Raw genomic sequence first — 2410 nt, 5'->3', positions numbered from 1 at the left:
ATGCCCGTGCTGGAAGAAAATGGTCTGGCGTTTGTGTGGCATGATCCCGAGGGGCAGCCGCCGATTGCCGAGCAACGCCCCCGACGCAACGAGGACTATTTTTCCGGCGAGTGGTCGGACTGGAAAATGGCGGAATTCACCATCCATTCCAATTGCCGTGAACTGGTGGATAACATGGCCGATATGGCGCACTTTGGGCCGGTACATTACTCCCAGGTACAGACCTTCAAAAATATTCAGGACGGTCACACCTATACTCAGGTGATGACAGGCGGCCACGATATTCTCGCGGATGAGGGGCAGGGCTTTACCTCCGTCGCCACCTATGAAGGCCCGGCGTATATGACGACCACCATGACCGGCTCGATGGACGGCAGGGCGGTGACGACGCACTTGCTGGTCAGTCACGTGCCTATCGACATGGAAAATTTCGTGATTCGACTGGGGGTGATGGTGCGCAAAGATCCCTCACTGAGCGAAGCCGAAAATGCCGCGATGGTCGACGCCTACACCCAGATGAGCGTGGATTCCTTTATTCAGGACGTGGATATCTGGAACAACAAAGTCCGTATCGATAATCCGCTGATGTGTGATGGCGATGGCCCGGTACACATGCTCCGTAAGTGGTACAGCCAGTTCTATATGGACGTGGCGGAAATTCCAGCGGCGCTGACGGTACACAAGGAACACGAAACCAAGATTAAACCCCGTCGCGGCCAGGAGCAGCACTGATGGCGGTTTGCAACGTTAACGCGCTGGCCTATGTGCTGATTGAGTCAGCACAGCCTCATCGATGGCAGCCATTTCTGGCCGAGGTGGTGGGCATGATGCCCCTGGCGGCGGAATCTTCCGGCTGGCTGCGTTTCAAGATGGACGCCTACTGCTGGCGCCTGGCTGTGGTGCCCGGTGATCAGGAGCGCTTGCATACCGCGGGTTGGGAGCTGGACCCCGAACTGGCTTTGAATGATGTCGCCGAGGATTTGCGCGCGGCTGGACAAATCGTTGAGCCGCTTTCAGACAGCGATTGCGCGCTGCGCAATGTGGCGGCGGGACTGCGTCTGTTCGACCCCAGCGGGCAGTGCGTGGAGCTGGTGCAAAGCTGTGCGCTCGACTACCAGCCCCTGCAAAGTCCCGCCAATGTGTTGCGGTTTGAGACGGGCTTTAACGGTGATATGGGGCTCGGCCACTATGTGCTGCCAACCCGTCAGTTTGATGCTTGCTACGCCTTTTACCGTGAGTTGCTGGGCTTCGAGCGCACCGACTCCATGTACTTTGACGGCCCTGACGGCGGTCAGCGTCTGCATTTTCTCCATGTCGATAACCCCCGGCATCACAGTCTGGCGATTTACGAAGCGCCGCAGCCCCCGGATAACGGCTGTATTCACCTGATGGTTGAGGTGACGGATATCAACGAGGTGGGGCAGTTTATGGATCGCTGTCGGGAGCATGAAGTGCCCGTCGTTTCGACATTGGGCCGTCATTGCAACGACCAGATGATTTCCGTGTACGTCGAGAGCCCGGCAGGCTTTGCCATTGAATTTGGCTGCGACGGCTTGCAGCTCGACTGGCAGCAGTACCGGCCCACGTTTAGCCGCCGTCCCTCGGAGTGGGGACACCACTGGCAATAGCTTTACCCCCGAATTCAGAAAGAGGACAAAAAGGTGACTGATCACAATCGCGTAAACCAACTGATGGCCGATGCCCGCGCACTGGTGCCGGCACTGATCGAGCGCCAGGCTGAGGCGGCTGAACTCGGGCGACTGCCCGATGCAACGATTGCCGATATGCAGCGCAGTGGCTTTTTCCGCATCATGCAGCCCAAGCGCTATGGCGGTTTTGAGCTGCCGCCGCAGGTGTTTTTTGACGTGCAGCAAACCCTGGCGGAGGGCTGTATGTCCACGGCCTGGGTGCTGGGCGTGGTGGCGATCCACAATTGGCAGCTCGGCATGTTCGACGACCGTGCGCAGCAGGATGTGTGGAGCGAGGACAGCAGTGTGCTGATTTCCTCATCGTATATGCCGGTCGGCAAGGTCTCTCGCGTTGAGGGCGGCTATATGTTGTCGGGACACTGGGGATTTTCCTCGGGTTCCAAGCACTGTCAGTGGGCGTTTCTCGGCGGGATGGCGCCCCCCGCCACACCCGGCGAGGCACATGATTATCGAACCTTTCTGGTGCCGCTTGGTGACTACCGTATTGTCGACAATTGGGATGTGAGCGGCCTGCAGGGCACGGGCTCCAACGATATTGTCATCGACGAGCCTGTGTTTGTGCCGGAGCACCGGACGCATCGCAGCATGGACGGCTTCAGTGGTGAAAACCCCGGCTGCGCCGTCAATACCAGTCCGTTGTTTACCCTGCCTTTTGGACAGATTTTTACGCGAGCGGTAGCCTGCTCTTCCATCGGTGCCTT

The 2410-nt window shown here is 58.4% G+C and carries 2 protein-coding genes and 1 pseudogene; all 3 read left to right on the top strand.

Translation table 11 applies throughout. From position 1 onward, the window contains the following. Nucleotides 1–732, top strand: a pseudogene (locus AC5DB9_RS16485) (3-ketosteroid-9-alpha-hydroxylase); the annotation flags it as partial. After that, nucleotides 732–1628: a VOC family protein gene (locus AC5DB9_RS16480; protein ID WP_272989682.1), complete on the top strand. Its 897-nt coding sequence runs from the start codon at nt 732–734 to the stop codon at nt 1626–1628. The pseudogene AC5DB9_RS16485 and the gene AC5DB9_RS16480, both read left to right, overlap by 1 nt. 33 nt (nt 1629–1661) lie before the next feature. Beyond that, the coding region (locus AC5DB9_RS16475; protein ID WP_491732107.1) for an acyl-CoA dehydrogenase family protein at nt 1662–2410 on the top strand (749 nt) is incomplete at its 3' end.

Source organism: Spongiibacter sp. (assembly GCF_984394615.1).
Note: the sequence above shows the minus strand (reverse complement) of the source record. Positions and strands in the feature narration are given on the sequence as shown.